Source organism: Croceicoccus sediminis (assembly GCF_007570835.1).
GTDB lineage: Bacteria > Pseudomonadota > Alphaproteobacteria > Sphingomonadales > Sphingomonadaceae > Croceicoccus > Croceicoccus sediminis.
Window position 1 is genome coordinate 484,129 of record NZ_SUNC01000002.1, and the last position, 16,821, is coordinate 500,949.

The following is a 16,821-nucleotide window of genomic DNA, read 5'->3' on the forward strand; positions in this document are numbered from 1 at the left end:
TATTCAGATCTCCCCAGAGGGATATTCGCGGCGTTCGGCGCGAGTCAGGTTGAGCCGGAGCATCGCTCGCCAATTCTCACGCCATCCGACATCTTGGCCGTTCGCGCGCAGCACCAGCCGGGCAATGGCGGGAAGGACGAAGAGTGTCAGCGCGGTTGCGGTGATCAATCCGCCGATCACGACAGTGGCGAGCGGACGCTGGACTTCCGCGCCCGTGCCGGTCGCAAGGGCCATCGGCACGAAGCCGAGCGAGGCCACCAAGGCTGTCATCAGCACCGGTCGCAACCTCGCCAATGCGCCATCGGTGATCGCCTCATCGAGAGGCAGTCCCTTGTCGAGCCGCTGGCGTATCGCGGTCATCATCACGAGCCCGTTCAATACCGCGACACCCGATAGGGCGATGAAGCCCACGGCGGCGGACACCGAGAACGGCATCCCCCGTAAGGCAAGCGCGAAAACCCCGCCTGCCAGTGCCATCGGGATCGCGCTGAACACCGCCAGCGCTGGCACCCATCCGCCGAGCGCCATGAACAGGAGCAGCAATACCAGCGCGAAGCAGACCGGAACGACGAGGGCGAGCCTTGCCTGCGCGGCCTGGAGGTTCTGGTATTGCCCGCCCCATTCGATGAAGGATGCGGCCGGCAGTTCGACGCTTTCGGAGACGCCTGCCCGGGCCTCCTCGACAAACGAGCCGAGATCGCGTTCGCGCACGTTCGCCGACACGATCACCAATCGGCGACCCTGCTCCCGGCGAACCTCGGCGAGACCATCTACCACTTGGAAATCCGCCAGCGTGCGAAGCGGGACCGTGACCCCGCTTTCGAGGACTATGGGCAGAGCGCCGAGCTGATCGAAATCGTCCCGGGTCGCATCGGCAAGCCGCACGACGACATCGAACCGGCGGTCACCCTCGAACACCAGCCCGGCGGGGCGGCCGCCCAGCGCGATGGCCACGGACTGCGCGACCTCCTCCACGGTCAGACCATAGCGGGCAATCGTCGGTCGATCGAAGGCGATGTCGAGCGTGGGGAAGCCGGTGACCTGCTGGACCTTGACGTCGGCAGCACCCTCGACGCCGCGAAGCACCCCGGCCACTTCTCCGGCTGACCGGGTCAGCGCCGTGAGGTCGTCTCCGTAGAGCTTGACCGCTACGTCGCCGCGAACACCCGCGATCAGCTCGTTGAAGCGCAGTTCGATGGGTTGGCTGAACTCGTAGAGGTTGCCGACCAGACCGCTGAGCGATTCCTCCATCTCGGCGACGAGTTCGTCCTTCGACAGGTCGGGATCGGGCCACTCTTCGCGCGGCTTCAGGATGACGTAGGCATCGGACGCGTTCGGCGGCATCGGATCGCTCGCGACCTCGGCCGTGCCGGTGCGCGAGAAAACCAGTTCTACTTGTGGGAAAGCCTCGAGCTTGTCCTCCACCTGTCTCTGCATGGCGAGCGAGCGTTCGAGCGAGGTCGACGGTATCCGCAGCGACTGAACCGCGATGTCCCGCTCGTCGAGCTGCGGCGTGAACTCGCTGCCGAGAAAGGTAAACATGAAGGCTGCTAAGGCAAACATCCCGGCACCCGCCCCGATCACCGGCCATGGGCGTGCGATGGCACGTCGCAGGGCCGGGCCATAGCGTTCCTTCGCGATCCGGACCGGCTTGACCTCCTTCTCGGTCAGCTTGCGATTGAGGAGCACCGCGATCATCGCCGGGACAAAGGTCAGCGACAGCACGAAGGCGGAGGCGAGCGCCAGCATGACCGTGATGGCCATGGGCGAGAACGTCTTGCCCTCGACCCCCGTGAAGGTGAGAAGCGGCGCATAGACCAAGAGGATGATCGCCTGGCCGTAGACGGTCGGCCTGATCATCTCCTGTGCCGCCAGCCGCGTCTCGGTCAGCCGCTCGCCGAGGCTGAGCAGTCTGCCTTCGTGGTGCTGCCTCGCAGCGAGCCGCGCGACGCTGTTCTCGACGATGATGACTGCGCCATCGACGATTAGCCCGAAGTCCAGCGCCCCCAGGCTCATCAGATTGCCCGAGACTCCAAGCCTGTTCATTCCCACGGCGGCCATCAGCATGGATACCGGAATGACCAGGGCGGCGATGATCGCTGCCCGGATATTGCCGAGCATCAGGAACAGGACTGCGATAACCAGCAGCGCGCCCTCGACGAGGTTTTTCTCGACCGTCGCGATGGTCGCATCGACGAGCGACGAGCGGTTGTAGACGATCTCGGCGACCACTCCGGCAGGAAGCGAGGCGCGAACTTCTTCCAGTCGCTCGGCCGAGGCGGCAGCCACGGTGCGGCTGTTCTCGCCGCTGCGCATAAGGACCGTGCCCACGACCGCCTCCTCGCCATTGAGCGAGGCAGCACCGGTTCTGAGGTCGCCGCCGATGCGAACCGAGGCGACATCTCCGATCCGGATAGGAACGCCCTCGCGGGTCGCGACCACTGCCTGTTCGATGTCCTGTGTGCCCCCAAGCCGCGCATCGACGCGGACGAGCAGAGCCTCTCCTGCACGATCGACGAAGTTTGCGCCTTCGGCGAGGTTCGCCGCTTCCAGAGCATCGATCAGGGAGTCGAACGACAGACCGTAGCCGGTCAGACGAGCAGGATCGGGCTGGACGAGGAACTGCTTCTCGTAGCCACCGATCGAGTCCACGCCCGCCACCCCGTCGATGGAGCGCATGAGCGGAGCCACCACCCAGTCCTGCACCGTGCGAAGATAGGCTGCCTTGGCGACTTCGGTGTCGAGGCGCTCGCCGCGTTCGGTGATGAAGCTCCCGTCCGCCTGCCAGCCGGTTCGACCACCCTTGGGCGCATCGCGACCTCCCGGATACTCGTATTCGATCGTATACATGAGCACTTCGCCCAGGCCCGTCGAGATCGGCCCCATCGTAGGCTCGGCGCCTTCCGGCAGGGAGGCGCCGATCGGGGCGAGCCGTTCGTTCACCTGGCTGCGTGCGAAGTAGATATCGGTGCCTTCTTCGAAAATCGCCGTGACCTGGCTGAAGCCGTTGCGCGAGATCGAGCGGGTCATCTCGAGCCCCTCGATCCCGGCAAGCCCGGTCTCGATGGGAAATGTCACCTGAGTCTCCACCTGCGACGGGGAGAGCGCGGGCGCGCTGGTGTTGATCTGCACCTGCGTGTTGGTGATGTCCGGCACCGCATCGATCGGCAGGCGCAAAAGGTTCATGGCGCCGTAGATCGCGGCGAAGACGGTGAGGACGATGACCGCCCAGCGGAACCGCACGGCGATGTCGAGGATGGCCCCGATCAAACCGTGGCGATGGCTGGCCGAACCGGTGTGGTTTCCCACCTCGGGCGTGGGCCGTGTCTCAGTGACCATGTTCGGCGCCCTCCTTCCCGAGTTCGGCCTTGAGCAGGAAGGCGTTGGCGACAGCGATCCGCCATCCCTCCTGGAGGCCGGAGAGAATTGTCACCATGCCCGCAGACCGAGTTCCGACTTGGACCTCGCGGGCCTGGAACCCGGTCTTCGTCCGGACAAAAACGACATCGCGCCCCTCCACCACCTGGATAGCGTCCTCCGGCACCGCGATGCGGTCGCGGTCGATCTCACCCGAAGGTCTGATCCGCGCCTGGAGAAACGCGCCCGGCTGAAGGCCAGGAATACCGCGCGACAACGACAGGACCGCAGTGGCACTGCGGCTTTCCGGATCGAGAGAAGGCGTGACCGAACGCACCCGGGCGCCAATTTCGCGGCCATCGCCGACGACCAGCACGGCCTCGTCACCAGGCTGGATGCGGGAGGCTTCAGCGGAAGGGAGCGCCACCTCGATCTGAAGCCCGTTCGGATCGACCACGCTGTAAAGCTCCTCGCCGGCGTTCACGAAGGCTCCGAGCACAATGGGTGCCGCGGTGATTCTGCCGGCCAGAGGAGAGGTGACTGCCAGCGATCGCCCATCACCGCTGACACCGGCTGCTGCTACTGCCGCCTGCGCCCGTTGCAGTTCCGAACGCGCTACGCTGAGATTGGCCTGCGCGGCTTCCAGGTCCTGGCGGGCGGTGACGTTTGCTTCGAACAACCGCCGTTCGCGTTCGTAGGCGGCCGACAGCTCGCCCACCCGCGCACGCGCGGCACTGAGCTGCGAGGCGAGAGCCGCAGCGTCCGCGCTTTCGATGCGGGCGACGGTTTCCCCGCGCGACACATAGTCGCCGAGCGTCTTGCCCACCGAGCGAACGACGCCAGAAGCACGGGCGTCGATCCGCGCGGAAGCGGTGGGGCTTGCAGCGACGGTCGCCGGGAAGACGAGCTCGACAGCGGCGCCAGACCGCACGGCGGTCAGCTGTATCGCGGCCTCGCTGATCTGCTCCTCGCTCAGTGTGACCACCCCCTCGGGTGTCTCCGCCTCCGCTTCCTCCTCCGTATGGTCGTCGTCTTTGGCGGTCGGCCAGAAGATCAGCGTCAGCGCGCCGATCGCGATTACGATACCGACGAGGATCGCCAGATTTCTGCGTATCATGGATGTATCTTTCATTGTGCGGCCAGCCCGATCAGTTCGGCTGCGGCCAGGCCCCTCTGTTCGCGGGCGGCGATGAGCGCCTCGCGGATCGTGTCGCGCGCCTCGGCGGCAGCGAGAACTTCGATCAGGGGGAAACGTCCGTTGCGATATCCGATGCTCACGAGGCGTAGCGCCTCCTCCGCCTGCGGGAGCGATGTCCGCGACAGGGTCTCGACGCGCGCTTCGGCACCAAGATACCTTGCGCGGGCGCTGGCGACCGCCTGCTCGTAGTCCGCGAGGGCTACGGCTTCGCGAGCGTTCGCTGCCCGCAACCGAGCCTCGGCAGCCGCAACGTTGCCCTGGTTGCGATCCCGAAAGGGAAGCGGGATCGAAACACCGACGAGGAAGGCGTTATCGCCGCTTTCCCCGAAGCGCCGCACGCCCGCGGAGACTGTCGGATCCGGAATACGCAGAGTTCGCTGCCGCTCAATTTCCGCCGCAGCAGCCGTGCTTTCGGCACGCGCGACCCTGTAGGTCAGACTTTCCGTCGCATCGGCCATAAGTGAGGCGGGCGGGAGAACATTCGGAAATTCAGCTGGAACGAAGGGCGCTTCACCGCCCGCCCATAGAGCGGCGAGCGCAGTTCGAGCCGACAGGCTCTCCGCCTCGGCCTCGACCAGATGTGCGCGCGCTTCGGCGAGGGCTGCATCCGCTCTCAGCGCGCGCAGAGGCGGCTCGCGGCCGACTTCCACAAGGACGCCAGCTATACGCGCCAGTTCTTCATTGCGCGCGACCACATCCTGCGCAAGTTCGACCCTGGCAGCTGCGGCAACAGCCGTGAGGTATCGCTCGCGCACCAGTTGGCCGAGTTCGACCGTGGTCAGATCGGCCCTGAGGGATGCGAGTCCCGCCTGGGCTTCAGCCGCACTGACACGGGCGGAGCGTTTGCCGCCTAGTTCGAGACGCTGTCCTACAGAGAGTGTATACTCGGTCGCCTGAAGGCCGGAAAAAGCCCCGCTGCCAGCGAGGTTCTCGACCTCGAAGGACACTTCGGGATTAGGCCGGAGGCGAGCCTGATCGACAAGCGCCGCTGCCGCCTCGGATTCCGCGCGGGGACCCACGAGGCGAGGGTTGGTGGCGGGGGCATCGGTCTCAAGGGCGACCCCACTGAGATCGAGGGCGTCGTCGAGCGTGACGACACGCGGGTCCTGCGCGCTGGCAGGTCCCGTGGACAGGGCGAGTATCAGCCCCCAGACGGGGGCTGCTCGCCACGATATGGCGAACATTGATGGGTATTCCTTTGGTGACGTTCAGTTAGCGTCGGAAAACAGGTCCGACGCGCGGCGAACGTCAGCCGCGAGGAGGGGGCGTTGCCAGTTCGGTCAGATTGGACGCGAACGAGGGCTGGTCGCCAGCGCGTAGGCCGCTCATCACCGAGCCCAAGGTGACGGCGTCAGACGACCGTCCGACGGCCTGCGAAGCATGATGGCAATGGCCATGCGCACATGCGCCGTGCTTCTCCGGGCCACGGTCATCATCGCCGGGCTCGTCGTGCTGCTCGAGTTGGGATGCTACCGAGGGCTCTCCCGCGCATTCGGCCGCTTCCGCCACCGGTGCCCATAGGACACCGAGCGCGGTGCACAGCGTGATAAGCCGTAGCAACGGAGAACGGGCGAAGAACCGGGTCATCGGGTGTCCGGTAGCAGCGCGAGCTTCACCAAGGAAGAACAATCTTGAATGACGAAATGTGATGTCATGACAATATCGCCCACTCTACCAAACGCTTTTCTTTGATGAGCAATCATTTCGAGTTGGCGATAGACCGAGCACGCGTCTGATCTCCGGCTCTATTTCCATCCGGGTGAAAGCACTGACATTGGAACGGCCGGTGTTTCCGACCGGCAGCTTTCCTGTAGCGTTACCCAGGGGAGCGAGCGCAAGCCTGAACATCTGACCGCGGACCTCCCGCCAGTCTCCTACTCTCCAGGCAAGCCGCAGCATGCGCAAATGCGCGACGCAGTGCGGTCCGAAACGGTCTTGAGCGACCACGTGGGCGCGCTCGAGATGGTGCCAGGCTTCCTCGAAATTCTGCTCCTTCGCGGCCTTCGCTGCGCGTCGGTATTCTTCTGCGAGGAATGCATTCCTGCTACTGATGGTATTGCTATTCATGGGCCAGCTCCCGCCGCGCCTGCCCGAATACCTCGATGCTTCCCCAGAACGCCAGTCCGGCCATGATCGAGGCGACCAGCAGGTCGGGCCATGCCTGACCCGTTCCGAAAACGCCGAGAGCGGCCCCGAGAACCGCGATGTTCCCGATGGCGTCGTTGCGCGAGCAAATCCAGACCGACCGCATGTTCGCATCGCCCTCGCGGAAGCGGAAAAGCATAAGTGCGACGATTACGTTGGTCGCCAACGCCAGCGTGCCGACTATTCCCATCGTCGAAGGCTCCGGATCGGCACCTGCTATGAGGCCATAGATGGCGTAGCCGATCACCCAGATACCGAAGGCGAGCATGGTTGCTCCCTTTATCAGAGCAGCTTTCGCCCGCCATGCGAGCGCCATCCCGGCAACGCCCAGGCTGATCGCATAGTTCGCTGCATCGCCGAAGAAATCGAGCGCGTCGGCCTGAAGGGAGCGGGAATCGGCAGCGATACCCGTTACCATTTCGACTATGAACATGGCTGCGTTCGCGATGAGCGCGATCCAAAGGGCGCGGCGCCAGCGCGGCTCATTGTGCGCAGCGGTATCGGGTTCCGGTGTCTGGCAGCAGGACTTGGCCATGCGGCTCTCCTTGCAACATTCGAGTCGCAAGCACATATGCACCTTGTAGCAACTACAAGGTCAAGCGATGCGTATCGGAGAACTCGCCAAAGCCACCGGCACCAAGGCGGAAACCATCCGCTATTATGAGCGTGAAGGTGTTCTGCCCGTCGCCGACAGGACTGATAGTAACTACCGTGATTATTCCGACAGCCATTTGGCTACCCTGACTTTCGTGCGTAGGGCTAGAGGCTTGGGATTCAACATGGTGCAAGTGAAAGAATTGCTCATGCTTTCCGATCACGACGACAAGCCCTGCGAAGATGTTGATCAAATCGTGCGGGATCATCTCGAGGATGTCGAACGCAAGATCTTAGATTTGCAGTCACTCCATGGCGAGCTTGGGCAGCTTCTTCATTCCTGCCGTTCGGACAGGGTAGGCGAGTGTCGCATTCTCGAAAGCCTCGCGCGCCCCATGCGTTGACAATGACTGGCGGAGGGTCGGCTTTGGACGTCATTGGATGCAGTCTAGAAGACCGAAATGAGGTGCAAGGCGTACATTGATCCCGCCCTGACTTCAGTAGCCGCAGAACCAATGTTGAGTCCCAAAAAAGCTACGTGATCATCCAAATAGGATGTTCATTAGCTGTCCTAAATTGAACACATCAAAAATGAAGGCCCGCCATTCGCCCACACTAAGCGGCGGTGTTCAAAACCAGAATCGGACGCCCACAACGTAGTTGGTCACGCTCGGATCCTCGCCCGCAATGCGGGCATAGTCGGCGCTTTGGCCCACCTTCCATTCCTGTTCAACGCCGACATAGGGCGCGAATTCACGCGCGAATTCGTAGCGCAGCCGCAGTCCGAGTTCGACCGATTCGAGACCTGCTCCGACACCCAGTTCGGGAATGTCCTGCGCTGACAGGTTCACTTCGGCGCGCGGTTGGAGGATCAGGCGCTGGGTAATGCGCTGATCTAGTTCGGCTTCCACACGTGCCGTCAGATCGCCTTTGGTGGACAGGAACGCGGCCGCGTCGATCTCGAACATATAAGGTGCAAGTCCCTGCACGCCGATGACGGCATGGGTGCGTTCGGGACCGGTCAGGTCCTGTCGAACACCAGCCTGCAGGTCCCACCAAGGACCGATCGCGTGGCTCCAAAGGCCTTGGATTTCGGCGGACTCGGGCTTCTCTCCGAAGGTACCTTCGCCCTCGCTCTTGAACCAGAATTTGTCGAGGTCGCCGCCGTAATAGCCTTGCACGTCCCACAAGTAACCATCGCCACCTTCCCGTGCGCGATACTCAGCCCGATCGCCCTGGAACCAGAACACGTTCATCCCGCCGTTCTCGGCGCGCAGAGCATCGCGCGAGGCGCGCATCGCTTCGGCGCCCCAGATCGCGTCGGCGGCGCGGGGCGGTCCCGATCCCGCCGCTGCCGGAGGCGGTCCTTGTGGGATGGGTGTCATGTCCATCGTGCCATGGTCCATGGCTCCGTGGTCCATGTCTCCATGGTCCATCGTCTGATGGTCCATCGGCGCTTGGCCGGACGATTGCATCCCTTCATGGCCCATCGCCGCGTGGTCCATGCTTTCCATATTGGAATGTTCCATCGCCGGCATCTCGCTATGATCCATCGCCGAATGGTCCATGGCGGAATGGTCCATTCCTTCCATTTGAGCGTGGTCCATCTGCGAATGATCCATGCCAGAATGGCCCTCGTGCCGATCGGCGGAGACTGGTTCCCCCGGTGGCGTGGCAGGCTCACAAGCCCCCTCGGGCACCGGATGGCCCATGGCGCGATGGCGTGCGGCTTCCTGTTCGCATTCGGTCTGGGCTGGCGATTGCGCGCTAGGCAGCGCGTGACCTGAATGGTCCTGTGCGATAGCGGGAGTTGCGGCGCTCGCGAGGAGCATGGCGACGACCAGGCGCATCAGTCTTCTCCCACCCGCTTCACATCGGGTGCCGAAGGCGGCTTGGCGACGGTCACGATCTGAAACATGCCCGAATGCATGTGGTAGAGCAGATGGCAGTGGAAGGCCCAGTCGCCCTGTTCGTCGGCGGTGAGGTCGAAGGTCGCGCTGCCGCCGGGCTGGACGATCACCGTGTGCTTCTGCGGCTGGCGATCGGCAGGCGCGCCGTTGACCAGTTCGAAGAAATGGCCGTGCAGGTGGATCGGGTGCGCCATCATCGTGTCGTTGACGAGTTTGACCCGCACGCGTTCGTTATAGGCGAAGCGGATCGGATCGTCGCTCACGGCGGTGAACTTCTTGCCGTCGAACGACCACATGTAGCGCTCCATATTGCCGGTCAGATGAATCTCCATTTGTCGTGACGGGCGGCGCAGATCGTCGTTCGGTTCGAGCGCGACAAGATCTTTGTAGTTCAGGACTTTGTGCGGCACGTCGTCCAGCCCAAGGCCAGGATCGCCCATGCGATCGACCGGATTCATCGACACCATGTCGATACCGGGGCCGACCTTCACACTGGGCGGCAGCAGGGACGTGTCGCGCATGTTCATGCCGCTCATATCCATTCCGGACATCGGATCGGGGGTCGCACCCTGCGATGACATGTCATGGCCCATGGCCGTATAATCCATGTCGGCCATGTCGCCGGTGCCATGGTCCATTCCACCCGACCCGTGGCTCATACCCATGTCCGCCATCGTCAGAAGCGGCGGATCGCGCAAGGGCGGGATAGGAGCCCGCGCGCCGGGACGCGAGGCGAGGGTCGCCACCGCCATGCCCGACCGGTCCATGCTCTCGGCCACGATTGTCCGCGCCTCACCGGTCGGCTCGACAACGATGTCGTAGGTCTCCGCCGTGCCGATCTGGAACTCCTCGACCTCGACCGGGCGCACGTTTTGCCCATCGGCGCCAACCACCCAGAACTTCACCCCGGGAATGCGGACGTTGAAGAAGGTCATCGCGCTGCCGTTGATGACGCGCAGCCGCACCCGCTCGCCGGGATTAAACAGGAACTCGAGACCCTCTTCCGGGCCGCGTCCGTTGGCGAGATAGGTGTAAGTCGAGCCCGTCACGTCCAGGATGTCGGTCGCCATCATGCGCATGCGCGCCCACATCCGCCGGTCTTCGCCAGAGAGCGGATAGTCGTCGGTCCAAGTGTTCTGCTGGTAATTGAAGTAGCCTTCGCCCTTCTTCAGCTTGTCCATGATGGTGTGCGGGTGGAGCGGGGTGAAGTCGCTCAGCAGCAGCACGTAATCGCGGTCCGCCTGCACCGCGTCCGGGCCGGAGGGTTCGACCACGATCGGCCCGTAATGCCCCGCCTGTTCCTGCAGTCCCGAATGGCTGTGCCACCAGTAGGTGCCGTGCTGGCGAAGCGCAGGGATGTCGTAGACGAAGGTCTCACCCGGCTTAATCCCGGGGAAGCTGACGCCAGGGACGCCATCGAACTGGAACGGCAGCAGCAGGCCATGCCAATGGATCGAGCTGTCCTCATCAAGAGTGTTCGTGACCGCGAGGCGAACCGGCTGACCTTCGCGCAGGCGCACCAGCGGACCGGGCACGCTACCGTTCACGGCGACTGCGTGTCCGCGGCGGCCCTGCACGACGCGCGGGCCTTCGCCGATGGTCAGCGCGATGTCCCGACCCGAGACTTCATCGAAGCCAGCGCGGATGGGGCCGCCGCCGTGAAGGTCGGCGCCGCGGGCCCAGGCCGGCAGGGCCAAGGCGCCTGCACCGACCGCTCCCGCTCCCAAAAGTCGTCGACGCGAAACCAGCAATTCACTCATGGGTCTTGCAACTCCTTCGGCCGCTGACATATATACCCCCCAGGAGTATTGCAAGATACCCGGGAGGGTATCGTCGCCGATGGAGTGCTAAACGTGGCAGCAACCGATGGTTCCCGCATCGTAAATCGTCTTCGCAGGATCGAGGGACAGGTGCGCGGCGTGGCGCAGATGATCGAGGATGATCGTTACTGCATCGACGTCCTGAACCAGGTCCAGGCGATCAAAGCTGCTCTCGGCCGTGCCGAGAGCGAAATTTTGAAGCGCCATGCGGCTTGCTGCGTGGCTGAAGCGATCGCCAGCGGTGACGCCGACGAACAGAAGCAGAAATTCGGCGAACTGGTCGACCTTTTCGAGAAGGCCAAGCGGTGAACTCCGTTCTGCGCCTTTTGGCCAGCCTGGCTCTTCTTCTCTCGGCAACGGTTGCGTTCGCGCACGGCGACGAGAAGCATGGGGAGGAGGGCACGCGTCCTGCTGTAACCGCTGAGGTCCGTGCTCAGCCCGGTCACGAAATGGAAACGATGGGCAGCGCCGCAGTTCCCAACGAAACCACGCAAGGCCATGATGCCGAGCAGGTTGAGAGTGAAGGCATAACCGGAGCTCTCAAGAGCCTGCATCCGGCAACCGTCCACTTCCCGATAGCGCTCTTGCTGATGGCTGCGCTAATCGAGATGTTCGTAATGTCCCGCCGTACTTCAGAACGCGAAGCGGCCATGAAGATCATGATCTACGGCGGCGCTGCGGGATCTGTCGTGGCAGCGCTGTTCGGGTGGATACATACCGGACTGTGGTTCGGCGGCGATACCGTCATGCAACTTCACCGCTGGAACGGGATGCTGATCGCCGCCCTTGGCCTGGTGGCAGCCTGGATCGCTTACCGAAATCCGCAATCGCGCCTTGCTCTTCGCCTGACGCTTTTCCCGCTTGCGGCCCTACTGATCGCTCAGGGCTACATGGGCGGCGAACTCGCTCATGGTCTCAATCACCTCAAACTCTGAAGGAGCCTGCCATGCGTTTCAATTCTTTCGCCTGCGCCGGAAAGTCGTTGCTTGCGCCAGCGCTCCTGCTCCCGCTGTATGCATGCAGTGATGCCGCCGCGCCGGTGGAGGAGGAAACTCCGGCAGCCGAGGTGGCTGTCGCTACCCCCGCTCCGGTTGCTTCCGAGGCGGTCACCGAGCCAGTCTCCGAGCCGCGATCTGATGCGCCAGTCGCCGCGTCGAGTCCGCAGCCTGCAACCACCAGTGCGCCCGTGCCTTCCGCTCGAAAGGTCGCGCCGGCACCCGTCGCAACCCCCACGCCGACGGCAGCCGCAACGCCCGCCGCTGATCCGCATGCGGGCCACGACATGACCACCATGTCCGACGAAGACATGAAAGCAATGGGACACAACTGATGAGCCAACGCAGAAATCCGACCCGTCGCCCGCTTCTCCCCATACTTGGCACGATGTTGCTCGCAGCCTGTACGGGCGCGGCGCAGGCAGCCAGCTTCACCATGTATCGCGATCCCAGCTGCGGATGCTGCGAAGCCTGGGCCGCGCACATGCGGCAGGGCGACCGGCACGAAGTCGCCACGGTCGATCACCCCGACATGGCGTCGGTAAAGACGCAGAACGGCGTCCCTGATGACCTTCGTTCGTGTCACACCCTGATCGCGGATCGCTACGTCATCGAGGGCCACGTACCCGCCGCCGAAGTCGAACGCCTGCTCGCGGAAAGGCCCGACTGGGTCGAAGGGCTCGCGGTCGCCGGTATGCCGCTCGGATCGCCCGGCATGGAAGCGGGGGGCAAAGTCCAACCGTACCAGGTCATAGCGTTCGGCAACGGCCGCCGCGAGGTTTTCGCATCCTATCCCTGATTTCAGTCATACGCACCTGCGAAGCAGAGGAGGCAATCCATGAGCTGTTGCGACACCCACCACGCAAATCACGCGCAAGGTGAAGCTACCGCCGTCGACCCCGTCTGCGGCATGAGCGTGACGATCGAAAGCGCGGCTCATGTCGCCGAGCACGATGGCGCGACCCATTACTTCTGTTCGGCACGATGCAAGGACAAGTTCGTCAGCGATCCGGAGCACTATCTGTCGGGCGCGCATCCCAAGCAGGTCGAAGACGTTCCCGAAGGGACGATCTACACCTGTCCCATGCATCCCGAGATCCGGCAGGTAGGACCGGGAAGCTGCCCCATCTGCGGAATGGCTCTGGAGCCCGAGACGGTCAGCCTCGAGGATGGCCCCGATCCCGAACTCGTCGACATGACCCGCCGCTTCTGGGTCAGCGCGCTCTTTACCCTGCCGTTGTTCGTCTACGCGATGAGCGACATGGTGCCCGGGATCAGCTTCGACCGGCTGATCGAACCGGCACGTGCGCAATGGGCGCAGCTGGCCCTCGCTACACCGGTCGTACTTTGGGGCGGCTGGCCTTTCTTCGAGCGCGCATGGCAGTCGCTCAGGACCCGCAACCTCAACATGTTTACGCTGATCGGCTTCGGCGTTGCGATCGCATTCCTGTTTAGCCTCGTCGCGACTCTCCTTCCCGATATATTCCCGCCCGCCTTCCGCGATCACTCGGGTCGGGTTGGGGTATATTACGAAGCAGCGGCGGTCATCACCACGCTCGTCCTACTTGGCCAGGTGCTCGAACTCAGGGCGCGGGGCTCAACCTCGAGCGCGCTGCGTGCACTGCTCGAACTTGCGCCGCCGACCGCGCTCAAGGTCTTCGGCAGCGGCGACGAGCGCGAAGTGTCGCTCGACCAATTGGCAAGCGGTGATCTGCTCCGCGTCCGCCCGGGTGACAAGGTGCCGGTCGATGGCGAAGTGACCGAGGGCGCGAGTGCCATTGACGAGTCCATGATCAGCGGCGAGCCGCTGCCTGTTTCCAAAAAGGCCGGCGACCAGGTGATCGGCGGAACGGTCAACCAGACCGGCGGCTTCGTTATGCGTGCGGGCGCGGTCGGCAAGGACACGATGCTGTCCAAGATCGTGCAGATGGTTGCCGAAGCTCAGCGCAGCCGGGCACCGATCCAGCGGCTGGCCGATCAGGTCGCGGCCTGGTTCGTGCCTTCGGTGGTCGTGATCGCGGTCGTTACCTTTATCGTCTGGGCCATCTGGGGGCCTTTCCCCGCGCTTGCCTATGCACTGGTCAACGCGATCGCCGTTCTGATCATTGCCTGTCCATGCGCGCTCGGCCTCGCAACGCCGATGTCGATCATGACCGGGACCGGCAAGGGCGCCCAGCACGGCATCCTCATTCGCAACGCCGAGGCGCTCGAGACGCTCGAAAAGATCGACACGCTGGTGGTCGACAAGACGGGCACTCTCACCATGGGCAAGCCTGATCTCGTCGCCGTCACTCCCCGAGTGGGCCTGGACGAGGCCGAGTTCCTTTCCGCCGTCGCCGCGGTCGAATCGGGGAGCGAGCATCCGCTCGCCCATGCAATAGTTGAAGGCGCCAAGGCGCGAGGCGTGGCGTTCGAGGCAGCGTCTGATTTGTCGTCGACTACCGGCGAGGGTGTCGAGGCGCGCGTGGGACCGCGGAAGGTCGCCATTGGTAACGAGAAACTGATGCGGCGGCTCGGTATCGATGATGCGGAATGGCTCGCGTCCGCAGAAGCCGGACGCTCCCAGGGCCAGACCGTGATGTTCGTGGCCAGCGATGGCGCACCGGCAGGGCTGATCGCGGTCGCCGATCCGATCAAGCCGACCAGCGCTGCGGCCATTCGGGCGCTGCACGAGCGCGGGATCGAAGTGGTCATGCTGACCGGCGATAGCCGGGCCACCGCCGAAGCCGTGGCCCGCCAGCTCGGTATCGGCGAGGTCGAGGCCAATGTGTCGCCCGAGGACAAGCATCGCAAGATCGAGGCTCTCAAGGCCGCCGGCAAGCGCGTTGCGATGGCAGGGGACGGCATTAACGACGCGCCAGCGCTGGCGGCTGCGGATGTCGGCATTGCAATGGGAACCGGCACCGACGTGGCAATCGAAAGCGCTGGAGTCACGCTGGTTCGCGGCGACCTGACCGGTGTACTCCAGGCGATCGTCCTGTCGCGCGCCACCATGGGCAATATTCGCCAAAACCTCGTATTCGCGTTCGGATACAATGCGCTCGGCATCCCGGTGGCAGCTGGCGTGCTGTTTCCCGCGTTTGGCCTTCTTCTCAATCCAATGATCGCCGCCGCGGCCATGAGCCTCTCGTCGGTGTCGGTCATCGCCAATGCCCTGCGTCTTCGCGGGCTCAAACTTCCAACCTTGAGCGAAGGTCGGGCATGATCGCGGCAACGGCTATCGGAATAGCGCTCTTCCTTTCTTCGCTGACATTGCATCTCGCCATGCTGCGCCTGGCGAAGAAGCTTTCACCGCCGGGGCTTGCGCCGACCGGTCTGAGACTAACGGGCGGCTCATTGCTCGTTCTCATCAGCCACATGATGGTAGCCGTCGTCTTCGCGGCTGGTTTCGCATGGGCAGCCTCGGTCGGTCTTGGCGGGTTCGCCAAGGAACCGGCCATGTCGCCCATGGATTATTATTACTTCGCCCTGATCACCGTGACGACAGTGGGCCTGGGCGACATCTATCCAACCGATCACCTCAGGGTGATTGCTGGCATCGCGTCGCTGACGGGCTTCATCCTGATCAGCTGCACAGCCCAGTACGTATACAAGACGATGAGCCAACAGGAGGATTGAATGGCCGAGAACCACAGTGCGGATCACCAGCAGAACGGTGGTGGAGGCAACTACTGGCGCTTCATGGCGATGGTGGCGACGTCGACCGCGATCATGTTCGGCCTGATGTATCTAAACACATACGAGCTTGATCACGTGTTCTGGAGCGAGACGCGCTTTTGGATGACGTTCGTCATGGGCGGCATGATGATGATCGTCATGCTCCTCCTCATGTGGGGCATGTACAAGGACAAGACCAAGAACTTCATCATCCTGGCCGTAGGCGCGCTGGTCTTTGCGGTGGCGCTGTGGCTGGTCCGCAGCCAGGCGACCGTCAACGACGAAGAGTACATGTCCGCTATGATCCCTCACCATTCGATCGCAATCATGACGAGCGCGCGGGCCGAGATCACCGATCCGCGTGTTCGCAAGCTAGCGGACTCGATCATCGAGGCTCAGGTCAAAGAAATTGCAGAGATGAAGTTGCTGATCGAAGACATCGAAAGGAACGGTGAGATGGGCGACGGCACGCCACTCCCCGCGCGGACGACCGATCTCACACCAGAGCTATTGCAGGAAGCCAAACAGGCGGTTGAGCGTCCTATCAGCCCGGAGGTGCGCGACGAGGTTACGGTGGACGAATAGAAGCTTCGAGATGATTTATCCCGCAATTTGCGAAAACGTGAATTTGCGGGATAAACACGTGATCGGATGGCTGTGCGAAGGTGGTTTGCTGACCGTTCTTGCTGACTTGCAATGACGATATCAAAGCGGGATTAGCGCTAATGCTGAGTCCTGAAAAAGGCATCGAACCAATGCATTAGACGGGTTTTGAGGGCCTTTTGAGGGCTTTTTGGAGACGGCCGAATTTCTAACCATCTGATAAGACGTAAAAAACTAGCTAGAATGTGATGCCTCTTCTGGCACCATCGCTTCTCAAATAGCTGGAAATTTAAAGAAATCGTCGAGCAGACGCCCCGAGAGCGTGCTTGCTACGGTCTGGTGCCCGTAGTTCCGATCTAAGCATCGGAAAACCGTCAGAAATGGTCCACGCGGCTGTTCCGGTTTCAGTTCCGGTTTTCATGCCCAGAGGCATGAAATTTCGTGCAGATCGCCATTGCCTTCGGTGCCATATCCCGACCTACACTCGGCCGATCAGAGGCTTGGCGCCCTTCCAAAACTGACAGTCTTCAAGACGATCTTCG

General features: G+C 63.0%; 15 protein-coding genes. 8 read left to right on the forward strand and 7 right to left on the reverse strand.

From position 1 onward, the window contains the following. Positions 1-3 precede the first annotated feature (3 nt). The 5 genes from FAX90_RS10410 to FAX90_RS10430 form a co-directional block, all read right to left on the reverse strand. The gene (locus FAX90_RS10410) at positions 4-3,270 is read right to left on the reverse strand and encodes an efflux RND transporter permease subunit (RefSeq protein WP_144097415.1); all 3,267 of its coding nucleotides are present in this window, start codon (positions 3,268-3,270) and stop codon (positions 4-6) included. 58 nt (positions 3,271-3,328) lie between these two features. Then, complete coding sequence (locus FAX90_RS10415; RefSeq protein ID WP_240704844.1) at positions 3,329-4,489, reverse strand: efflux RND transporter periplasmic adaptor subunit; 1,161 nt, start codon at positions 4,487-4,489, stop codon at positions 3,329-3,331. Then, positions 4,486-5,739, reverse strand: a complete 1,254-nt coding sequence (locus FAX90_RS10420; RefSeq protein WP_144097303.1) for a TolC family protein — start codon at positions 5,737-5,739, stop codon at positions 4,486-4,488. Before FAX90_RS10420 ends, FAX90_RS10415 begins: the two co-directional genes overlap by 4 nt. A gap of 487 nt (positions 5,740-6,226) precedes the next feature. Further along, on the reverse strand, positions 6,227-6,622 hold the full coding sequence (locus tag FAX90_RS10425; protein ID WP_144097304.1) for a DUF3703 domain-containing protein: 396 nt from the start codon (positions 6,620-6,622) through the stop codon (positions 6,227-6,229). Continuing rightward, positions 6,615-7,235 (reverse strand): cation efflux transmembrane domain-containing protein, encoded by a 621-nt coding sequence (locus FAX90_RS10430; RefSeq protein ID WP_144097305.1) that lies wholly within the window; start codon positions 7,233-7,235, stop codon positions 6,615-6,617. Before FAX90_RS10430 ends, FAX90_RS10425 begins: the two co-directional genes overlap by 8 nt. Before the next feature lie 67 nt (positions 7,236-7,302). Between FAX90_RS10430 and FAX90_RS10435 the strand changes: the two genes are divergently transcribed. Continuing rightward, complete coding sequence (locus tag FAX90_RS10435) at positions 7,303-7,698, forward strand: MerR family transcriptional regulator (protein WP_109808969.1); 396 nt, start codon at positions 7,303-7,305, stop codon at positions 7,696-7,698. A 225-nt stretch (positions 7,699-7,923) separates the two neighbouring features. On the opposite strand, the gene FAX90_RS10440 is transcribed toward FAX90_RS10435, so the two are convergent. Next, positions 7,924-9,144: a copper resistance protein B gene (locus tag FAX90_RS10440; RefSeq protein WP_109808970.1), complete on the reverse strand. Its 1,221-nt coding sequence runs from the start codon at positions 9,142-9,144 to the stop codon at positions 7,924-7,926. Beyond that, positions 9,144-10,964, reverse strand: coding sequence for a copper resistance system multicopper oxidase (locus FAX90_RS10445; protein ID WP_144097306.1), 1,821 nt, complete (start codon positions 10,962-10,964; stop codon positions 9,144-9,146). Before FAX90_RS10445 ends, FAX90_RS10440 begins: the two co-directional genes overlap by 1 nt. 93 nt (positions 10,965-11,057) lie before the next feature. Between FAX90_RS10445 and FAX90_RS10450 the strand changes: the two genes are divergently transcribed. The 7 genes from FAX90_RS10450 to FAX90_RS10480 are packed head-to-tail and all read left to right on the forward strand — an operon-like array spanning position 11,058 to position 16,261. Next, positions 11,058-11,333 carry a metal-sensitive transcriptional regulator gene (locus tag FAX90_RS10450; RefSeq protein WP_109808972.1) on the forward strand — a complete coding sequence of 92 codons (276 nt, stop codon included), beginning with the start codon at positions 11,058-11,060 and terminating at the stop codon, positions 11,331-11,333. Beyond that, positions 11,330-11,959 carry a DUF2231 domain-containing protein gene (locus FAX90_RS10455; protein ID WP_240704845.1) on the forward strand — a complete coding sequence of 210 codons (630 nt, stop codon included), beginning with the start codon at positions 11,330-11,332 and terminating at the stop codon, positions 11,957-11,959. The genes FAX90_RS10450 and FAX90_RS10455 overlap by 4 nt, the downstream gene beginning before the upstream one ends. Before the next feature lie 11 nt (positions 11,960-11,970). After that, entirely contained in the window at positions 11,971-12,354 is a 384-nt protein-coding gene (locus FAX90_RS10460; protein WP_144097307.1) for a hypothetical protein, read from the forward strand. Continuing rightward, complete coding sequence (locus tag FAX90_RS10465; RefSeq protein WP_144097308.1) at positions 12,354-12,818, forward strand: DUF411 domain-containing protein; 465 nt, start codon at positions 12,354-12,356, stop codon at positions 12,816-12,818. The genes FAX90_RS10460 and FAX90_RS10465 overlap by 1 nt, the downstream gene beginning before the upstream one ends. A 39-nt stretch (positions 12,819-12,857) precedes the next feature. Then, positions 12,858-15,224 carry a heavy metal translocating P-type ATPase gene (locus FAX90_RS10470; RefSeq protein ID WP_144097309.1) on the forward strand — a complete coding sequence of 789 codons (2,367 nt, stop codon included), beginning with the start codon at positions 12,858-12,860 and terminating at the stop codon, positions 15,222-15,224. Then, a complete protein-coding gene (locus FAX90_RS10475) occupies positions 15,221-15,637 on the forward strand; it encodes a potassium channel family protein (RefSeq protein WP_144097310.1) in 417 nt (138 codons plus the stop codon). Before FAX90_RS10470 ends, FAX90_RS10475 begins: the two co-directional genes overlap by 4 nt. After that, the gene (locus tag FAX90_RS10480; protein WP_144097311.1) at positions 15,638-16,261 is read left to right on the forward strand and encodes a DUF305 domain-containing protein; all 624 of its coding nucleotides are present in this window, start codon (positions 15,638-15,640) and stop codon (positions 16,259-16,261) included. It abuts the gene before it with no gap. Positions 16,262-16,821 lie beyond the last annotated feature (560 nt).

Excerpts from the sequence above, each read along its gene's own strand:
- FAX90_RS10415 (WP_240704844.1), bottom strand. The coding sequence starts at position 4,489 with ATGAAAGATACATCCATGATACGCAGAAATCTGGCGATCCTCGTCGGT.
- FAX90_RS10420 (WP_144097303.1), bottom strand. The coding sequence starts at position 5,739 with ATGTTCGCCATATCGTGGCGAGCAGCCCCCGTCTGGGGGCTGATACTC.
- FAX90_RS10425 (WP_144097304.1), bottom strand. The coding sequence starts at position 6,622 with ATGAATAGCAATACCATCAGTAGCAGGAATGCATTCCTCGCAGAAGAA.
- FAX90_RS10430 (WP_144097305.1), bottom strand. The coding sequence starts at position 7,235 with ATGGCCAAGTCCTGCTGCCAGACACCGGAACCCGATACCGCTGCGCAC.
- FAX90_RS10435 (WP_109808969.1), top strand. The coding sequence starts at position 7,303 with ATGCGTATCGGAGAACTCGCCAAAGCCACCGGCACCAAGGCGGAAACC.
- FAX90_RS10440 (WP_109808970.1), bottom strand. The coding sequence starts at position 9,144 with ATGCGCCTGGTCGTCGCCATGCTCCTCGCGAGCGCCGCAACTCCCGCT.
- FAX90_RS10445 (WP_144097306.1), bottom strand. The coding sequence starts at position 10,964 with ATGAGTGAATTGCTGGTTTCGCGTCGACGACTTTTGGGAGCGGGAGCG.
- FAX90_RS10460 (WP_144097307.1), top strand. The coding sequence starts at position 11,971 with ATGCGTTTCAATTCTTTCGCCTGCGCCGGAAAGTCGTTGCTTGCGCCA.
- FAX90_RS10465 (WP_144097308.1), top strand. The coding sequence starts at position 12,354 with ATGAGCCAACGCAGAAATCCGACCCGTCGCCCGCTTCTCCCCATACTT.
- FAX90_RS10470 (WP_144097309.1), top strand. The coding sequence starts at position 12,858 with ATGAGCTGTTGCGACACCCACCACGCAAATCACGCGCAAGGTGAAGCT.
- FAX90_RS10475 (WP_144097310.1), top strand. The coding sequence starts at position 15,221 with ATGATCGCGGCAACGGCTATCGGAATAGCGCTCTTCCTTTCTTCGCTG.
- FAX90_RS10480 (WP_144097311.1), top strand. The coding sequence starts at position 15,638 with ATGGCCGAGAACCACAGTGCGGATCACCAGCAGAACGGTGGTGGAGGC.